A 6,955-nucleotide genomic window follows, 5' to 3' on the forward strand; every position below is an offset into this window, starting at 1 on the left:
CAAAGGTGAAACAGATTTTCCGTGAGAGCAAATCCAGATACGGTGCACGAAAAATCAAGAGACGCCTAGAAGCGCAAGGGATGCTAGTGTCTCGTCGTCGCATTCGTCGTATCATGAAGCGATTGTAACAGACTTAACTTATGTCCGTGTTGGCAAGCGATGGGCTTATGTTTACTTGATGATTGACCTCTTCAACCGTGAAATCATTGGTCTGTCAGTCGGTTGGCAGAAGACTGCAGAGTTGGTTAAACAAGCCATCCAAAGCATTCCTTACGCCCTGACCAAGGTCAACCTCTTCCACTCGGATCGGGGCAAGGAGTTCGATACTCAGTTGATTGATGAGATGCTTGAAACCTTTGGCATTACCCGTTCCCTCAGTCAAGCGGGCTGTCCCTATGATAATGCCGTCGATGAGAGCACCTACCGCTCTTTCAAACTGGAGTTTATCAACCAGGAGACCTGCCAGTCACTAGAAGAACTAACCCTTAAAACCAAGGACTATGTCCACTGGTGGAACCATCATCGCATTCACGGTAGTCTCGATTACCAAACACCTATGGTTAAGCGAGTTATCGCTTAACAAAAACGCTTTATAAAAATTGTACAGAAAAGGGGTGCCTTTTCATAATATAAAACAGATAAATAAGATTAATTAGCTAAAATAACCAAATAAAACGAGTGAGAACCAAGTTGCTTCTCACTCGTCAGTAAATATAACTCACCCACTACAGTTGACAAAGAGCCCTATAAGGAGAGATGGCTGGTACTAGCTATTCCTCAATTCCCCGCATATCTTTTTTATCTTGCTCATAATCAAAGCCGAGCACATCAGCCAAAACTTGTCCCAGTTGTTCCAAGTTAGTATCAACCCAGAAAGATGCAAATGAGAAAGCGTTAACTTTATCCAGGCAGTAACCATAAATCGCTAAAATAAAACTCTCTTCCGTCACAATCGTCGAAGATGTGGGTGCAAATTGTAAAATTTTCCCTAAAACACAAGATGCCAAATACTGTTCCCAACTCTCATAATCTTGCTTGATACGAGTAGTCTCTTGGTCAAATAGCTCCTGAAACTCCGCCTGACTCACAAGCTTTCCTGCATAAGCCTTGGTCAAGACATCAATGATACGACAATCATCAAAACCTTGTACCCCTTTTCCTTTGCTTAAAGCTTGTAAGCGACCTAGAATCTCCAGCAAGTTTGTATCCTCAGTTAACTCCTCTAGGACAGCTGTCAAAGCCTTCTCTTCATTCTTAACCTACGGTAGTCGCCTTGTTTTAGAGCTCTGATTTCATTAACCAAAGTATGTTTATTCACAATACCAAAATTCTTTTTTAGACCGTGTTTTACTAAAAATCGTGTCAAGATATTTACATTCGGTAAGACAATTGGAAGTAATTCTTTATCAACTATTTCTTTATCAAGTTCAGTCACAAACCGATTTTCAAATCGGTAAGGGGCACAAAGTAAAACATATTCTGAAATTATTTTAAGTTCCTTTCTTCTGGTTAACTATAAAGCGGAAAGGCATCCGTAATCGCCTTAACCTCAGCACGCACCTGATCAATCACGTCTGGCTTGTCAGCATTTTCCAAGGTTTTGATAATGAGCTCGGCAATCTTGGTCGCTTCTGCTTCACCGAGACCACGGCTGGTGATGGCTGGGGAGCCGATACGAATACCAGAGGTCTGGAAGGGTGACAGGGTTTCAAAGGGAATAGAATTTTTATTGAGAGTAATATTGACCTCGTCCAACAGGTGCTGGGCAACCTTGCCACTCTCAACCACGCCAGTCACTTCCACTAGGAGGAGGTGGTTATCCGTTCCTCCTGAGATGACCTTAAACTTATCATGCTTGAGAAAGACCTCCGCCATGGCACGAGTGTTTTTGATGACCTGCTCACCGTAGGTCTTGAAGGCAGGGTCTAAGACTTCCTTAAAGGCAACTGCCTTGGCAGCAATAACGTGCATGAGAGGGCCACCCTGCAAACCTGGGAAGATAGCAGAGTTGATTTTCTTAGCGATGGCCTCATCATTGGTCAAGATTAAGCCGCCACGAGGGCCGCGTAGGGTCTTGTGGGTGGTGGTCGTCGTGATGTGAGCATGCGATACTGGGCTTGGGTGATGGCCAGACGCCACCAGACCAGCAATGTGCGCCATGTCCACGACCAAATAAGCACCAACCGCGTCAGCAATTTCCCTAAAACGGGCAAAATCAATCACCCGCGAATAAGCGGACGCTCCTGCTACGATGAGTTTAGGCTGTACGACCTTGGCTTGCTCCAGAATGGCATCGTAGTCGAGGAGGTGGGTCTCAGGGTCAACCGTGTAGTGGACAAAATTATACTGTTTGCCCGAAAAGCTCACTGTCGCCCCATGAGTGAGGTGGCCACCAGCGGACAAGTCCATGCCCATCACCGTGTCACCCGTTTCAATCAGCGCCATGTAAGCCGCCGCGTTGGCTTGGCTGCCAGAGTGCGGCTGAACATTGGCAAACTTGGCGCCAAAAATTTCTTTCGCTCGCTCGATCGCCAGATTTTCCACCACGTCCACACAGTCTGTGCCACCATAGTAGCGCTTGCCAGGGTAGCCTTCTGCGTATTTGTTGGTCAATAGGGTGCCCTGAGCTGCCATAACAGCCTTAGACACCACGTTTTCAGAGGCAATCAGCTCGATGTTGTTTTGCTGGCGCTGCTCTTCGGCTTGTACCGCTGCCCAAAGGTCAGCGTCAAAGGCCTTGTAATCTTCCTTGTCAAAAATCATAAGTGTACTCCTTTAAGTTGGTTATCCAATGGTTTCAAATGCCCCAGTTCTCCGGCGCAGGTATTCTCCCCAGACCCGTCGGCGACCGATGTCAGAGGTCATCCAGTCTGACCGACGAATTATCTGTCCTTTATAAGCTGTATCAAAGGGATAAGAGATAAGGTCAATATCATCTGGAAGATGCTGGGCTAGGGTTCGTAGCTGACGCCCTGCCACATGGCTCTTGCAAATGACCAAAATGCTCTTAACGCGTGAAAAATCAATCAAATCCTTAGCAAATAGAACATTTTCCAAGGAATTGGTCGATTGGTTCTCATGCAGAATGGCCTGCCGTGGAACGCCCCCAGCCACCAAGTGCTCGATGATGACCTCAGCCTCTGTCCGATCACCTCCTGGCCAATCAGGATGAGCCTGTCCTGTCTTGCTTCGACCACCCGTCACTAAAAACTGGCTAACATAGCCCTGTCGATAAGCCTCGACAGCCTTCTCCCAATGCAAGGGGTGGGTGCTCGAAAAGATAAAGCCCAAGTCACAGACCTGAGGCAACTGATCTTGCCCAAAGACCGCCTCCGTCAGCAAAGCCATGTCATCCGCGGTCAACTCGGGAACATCTGGTTCACGTTCAATCATCGTTCCCTTCCTCAAATAACTTGATAAATCGCAGCTGCGTCTTATCCCCATCGTAGCCAATCCTGCGGTAAAATTCATGCGCCTCCAGACGATGTGAAGCTGAATTCAGGCGGATGAAGGCATATCCTCTAGCCTTAGCTTCATCCTCTAAACCTGCAATTAAGCACCGACCGATTCCCTTCCCTTGATGTTCAGGGTGAACTGCCAGAGCCAAGACATTAAAACCTGTCGGCGAGTACAAACTTTCATAGATTTGAGCGTGAACATAGCCTAAGAACTCTCCTGTTTCAGGGTCGCCATAGCCAAGCAGAAAATGGTGATCATCTGCCGATAATTTAGTTAATTGCTGGGCAGTCTTCTCTTCTGAAAAAGAATACCCTAACGCCAACTCATTGATAATCGACAGTTGTGAGACATCTTTATCGTGTAAACATCTGAGCATACTAATCCTCCTAAAAGTTCAACTCTGGCACAACTTCAAGGAGTTGTGCCTTGGTGATGGCTCCTTGTCGTAAAATGGTCGCTCTGTCACCAGACAAGTCCAAAATGGTCGAGTCCTGTCCTGTCAGGGCGGCATCATCTGCGTAGCCCGTCACTTGACCGTCAAACTCTGCCATGATGTCCTCGAAAGAGATGCCACTGGCTTGGCCTGACCGATTGGCGGAAGGACCGATCAATGGTCCATACTGGGCAATCATGTCTAGGGTCACAGGATGATTGGGAACCCGAAAACCGACTGTTCCCAGACCAGAGTTGACCCAGTGTGGCACTCGGTCGTTGGCTTCTAAGATGATGGTCAACGATCCTGGCATAAACTCATTATACAGCTTTTCTAAAAAAATAGGCTGGTTTTGACTGAATTCCCGAATATCGTTCGGATTTGAGACGTTCAGATTGAATGCCTTGTCTCGAGGGCGTTGCTTGAGGGCATAGACCTGATCCACAGCCTCTTCATCCAGTGCCTTGGCAAAGAGCCCGTAAACCGTCTCAGTCGGCAGGACGACTGCCCCGCCATTTTCTAAAACCTGACCCAAATCAGCCATTATCAATCACCACCATTCTGTCTTTGCCGTAGCTGTCTGTCAAGACCCGAACGCGCTTATCGGGTAAATACTGCTGAGCCAAGGCTTTCAGCGCTTGGCCTTGCTTGTAGCCAATTTCCAGATAAATCTTGCCATCTGGTGTCAGGTGCCGCTGGGCATCTATCAGGATTTGTCGATAAATGGCCAATCCTTCTTCTTCGGCAAAAAGAGCGGTATGCGGTTCATAGCGCAGGACATTTTCTCCGACCTCATGCTGGTCTGTGTAAGCGATGTAGGGGGGATTGGAGACGATAAGGTCGTAGGTCTCCGCTAGACCATCGTAAACATCCGACTGGACAAAGGTAACCGCAAGGTCGTGCTTTTGGGCATTTTCACGAGCAACTGCCAGAGCATCGGCTGACAAATCACTCGCCGTCACCTGCCAATCTTCTCTAGCTTGCTTGAGAGAGAGGGCAATGGCACCGCTACCTGTCCCCAAGTCCAGGACTCGCAAATCCGCTCTGCTATTTTCCAAAAGAATCAAATCGACCAACTCCTCCGTCTCAGGGCGAGGGATGAGGACACGGCTGTCCACCAAGAGCGTCAACTCTCGAAAGTAGGTGCGTCCGGTCAGGTGCTGGGCGGGAAGATGCTGGCTGAGTTTGTCCGCCAGCTCGGTCAAGAGTGCCTCGTCTGCTGGCGAGATGGGCTGTGACAGCTGCAAAACCAAGTCGGTCAAACTCCAGCCCTTGAGCTCACGAAAGACGTAGGCAAGGGCAGCTCGCTCTGCTCCTGCGGCTTCTATTCGGTCTTCCAAGGAAGACAAGACCTGTCCCAACCGCATTAGTTGGCCAACTTTTCCAGTTTTTGGGTCTGGTCGTAGAGAACGAGGGCATCCACCACTTCGTCCATCTTCCCAGATAAAATCGTATCCAGCTTTTGCAGGGTCAGACCGATACGGTGGTCGGTGACACGGTTCTGCGGAAAATTGTAGGTGCGAATGCGTTCTGAACGGTCACCTGTACCGATGGTAGACTTGCGCTCCGCATCCTGCTCGTCTTGCGCAATCTGGGCAAAATGATCCGCCACACGGGCACGGATAATCTTCATGGCCTTGTCACGGTTCTTCTGCTGGGTCCGCTCTTCCTGCATCTCGACCTTGATGTTGGTCGGCAAGTGAACGATACGGACAGCCGTTGCCACCTTATTGACGTTCTGACCACCTGCACCAGAAGCGTGGTAGATGTCGATACGGAGGTCTTTCGAGTCAATGTCATACTCGACTTCTTCGATTTCAGGCATGATAAGAACTGTCGCTGTCGATGTATGGACACGGCCTTGGCTTTCGGTCACAGGGACACGTTGCACACGGTGGGCACCAGATTCGTATTTCAGTTTAGAGTAAACCGACTGACCTGATACCATCGCCACGACTTCCTTGATTCCACCAACACCATTGTAAGACGTCTCCATGACTTCAAATCCCCAGCCTTGGCTTTCGGAAAACTTCTGGTACATGGCTAGAAGATCACCGGCAAAGAGGGCCGCCTCGTCACCACCTGCTGCACCACGAATCTCCAAGATGATGTTTTTATCGTCATTCGGGTCTTTAGGTAGGAGCAGGATTTTCAATCGCTCTTCGAGAGCTTCCTTAGCGGCCTTGCTCTCTTTGAGCTCTTCTTTAGCCATTTCCTCTAAATCCTTGTCGCCACCTGCTTCTTTAATCATCTCTTCTGCATCTGCGATGGCTTGTATAGTCGCCTTATACTCACGGTAGGCAGCGACCGTTTCACGCGTGTTTGCCTCTTCGCGAGACAATTCCATAAAGCGTTTGGTGTCAGATACCACCTCCGGGTCACTGAGCAACTCGCCTAACTCTTCATAGCGGTCTTCCACCGCCTGTAATTGATCGTAAATGTTCATACTTTTCTCCGCTTTTCATATAGTACTCTTCATTCTACCACAAAAAAAAGGATTTATCATCTTCTATTTCCTAGTCCTATAAATAAACTATTTGCAACTAAAACTCTAATCAGGTATAGATTTAATATGATTTTTGAGAACAATACTTTTTAACCCCCACTGGAAGTACTTTTATGTAATCTAGAATTGAAAACAACATGCGCTTACTGTCGTTTAATAAACTAGAAAGCTATATTATTGTCAACATTAACAATAATAGATTGAGTATCTATCTCTGTGGTCAAAATACTCGTGGTAAGGCTAATAGGCACCGCTTTGAAAAAATTTTTGTCTTAGCTAGTCACATTAGTTCTAAAGTGATAGAGCCATTGTCATATTGAGTATAATATTTTAAAACATAATCATAATAATGATAACTTCACCAACAAAAACAACAGCATTAAAACTGTTGTTTTTGTATTATCAGATTAACTTATCTAGCTCGTCTTCTCCGTCCGGCTAAGCCTAGGGCTGATAAGAGGGCTGTTGCGCCGACAGCAGCTAGAGCTGTGTGAACATCGCCTGTTGCAGGGAGTCCCTTCTTACCTACTGTCGCTGAGGCTAGTGCTGAAGCTACA

The 6,955-nt window shown here is 47.5% G+C and carries 9 protein-coding genes and 1 pseudogene; 1 reads left to right on the forward strand and 9 read right to left on the reverse strand.

Translation table 11 applies throughout. The features are described from left to right. Positions 1-580, forward strand: a pseudogene (locus ACERC7_RS10205) (IS3 family transposase); the annotation flags it as partial. Positions 581-770: 190 nt separating this feature from the next. Here the strand turns inward: ACERC7_RS10205 and ACERC7_RS10210 are convergent. The 9 genes from ACERC7_RS10210 to ACERC7_RS10250 all read right to left on the reverse strand — a co-directional run. Beyond that, a complete protein-coding gene (locus ACERC7_RS10210) occupies positions 771-1,238 on the reverse strand; it encodes a DUF1266 domain-containing protein (protein ID WP_373666869.1) in 468 nt (155 codons plus the stop codon). Further along, a complete protein-coding gene (locus tag ACERC7_RS10215) occupies positions 1,235-1,435 on the reverse strand; it encodes a hypothetical protein (RefSeq protein ID WP_373666870.1) in 201 nt (66 codons plus the stop codon). The genes ACERC7_RS10210 and ACERC7_RS10215 overlap by 4 nt, the downstream gene beginning before the upstream one ends. A 74-nt stretch (positions 1,436-1,509) precedes the next feature. Further along, the gene (gene glyA / locus ACERC7_RS10220) at positions 1,510-2,763 is read right to left on the reverse strand and encodes a serine hydroxymethyltransferase (protein ID WP_373666871.1); all 1,254 of its coding nucleotides are present in this window, start codon (positions 2,761-2,763) and stop codon (positions 1,510-1,512) included. Between the two features lie 21 nt (positions 2,764-2,784). Next, positions 2,785-3,393 (reverse strand): YdcF family protein, encoded by a 609-nt coding sequence (locus ACERC7_RS10225; protein WP_373666872.1) that lies wholly within the window; start codon positions 3,391-3,393, stop codon positions 2,785-2,787. Continuing rightward, the gene (locus tag ACERC7_RS10230) at positions 3,386-3,835 is read right to left on the reverse strand and encodes a GNAT family N-acetyltransferase (protein ID WP_373666873.1); all 450 of its coding nucleotides are present in this window, start codon (positions 3,833-3,835) and stop codon (positions 3,386-3,388) included. The genes ACERC7_RS10225 and ACERC7_RS10230 overlap by 8 nt, the downstream gene beginning before the upstream one ends. 10 nt (positions 3,836-3,845) lie before the next feature. Next, complete coding sequence (locus ACERC7_RS10235; RefSeq protein WP_373666874.1) at positions 3,846-4,436, reverse strand: L-threonylcarbamoyladenylate synthase; 591 nt, start codon at positions 4,434-4,436, stop codon at positions 3,846-3,848. Beyond that, positions 4,429-5,259 carry a peptide chain release factor N(5)-glutamine methyltransferase gene (gene prmC / locus ACERC7_RS10240; protein ID WP_373666875.1) on the reverse strand — a complete coding sequence of 277 codons (831 nt, stop codon included), beginning with the start codon at positions 5,257-5,259 and terminating at the stop codon, positions 4,429-4,431. The genes ACERC7_RS10235 and prmC overlap by 8 nt, the downstream gene beginning before the upstream one ends. After that, positions 5,259-6,338, reverse strand: coding sequence for a peptide chain release factor 1 (gene prfA / locus ACERC7_RS10245; protein ID WP_373666876.1), 1,080 nt, complete (start codon positions 6,336-6,338; stop codon positions 5,259-5,261). Before prfA ends, prmC begins: the two co-directional genes overlap by 1 nt. A 472-nt stretch (positions 6,339-6,810) precedes the next feature. Then, a partial coding sequence (locus tag ACERC7_RS10250) for an LPXTG cell wall anchor domain-containing protein (protein ID WP_373666877.1) occupies positions 6,811-6,955 on the reverse strand: 145 nt, incomplete at its 5' end.

The organism is Streptococcus sp. E17BB (genome assembly GCF_041807725.1).
GTDB lineage: Bacteria > Bacillota > Bacilli > Lactobacillales > Streptococcaceae > Streptococcus > Streptococcus entericus.

Coding starts and splice junctions, on each gene's coding strand:
- ACERC7_RS10235 (WP_373666874.1), bottom strand. CDS start 4,436: ATGGCTGATTTGGGTCAGGTTTTAGAAAATGGCGGGGCAGTCGTCCTG.
- prmC (WP_373666875.1), bottom strand. CDS start 5,259: ATGCGGTTGGGACAGGTCTTGTCTTCCTTGGAAGACCGAATAGAAGCC.
- glyA (WP_373666871.1), bottom strand. CDS start 2,763: ATGATTTTTGACAAGGAAGATTACAAGGCCTTTGACGCTGACCTTTGG.
- ACERC7_RS10225 (WP_373666872.1), bottom strand. CDS start 3,393: ATGATTGAACGTGAACCAGATGTTCCCGAGTTGACCGCGGATGACATG.
- prfA (WP_373666876.1), bottom strand. CDS start 6,338: ATGAACATTTACGATCAATTACAGGCGGTGGAAGACCGCTATGAAGAG.
- ACERC7_RS10230 (WP_373666873.1), bottom strand. CDS start 3,835: ATGCTCAGATGTTTACACGATAAAGATGTCTCACAACTGTCGATTATC.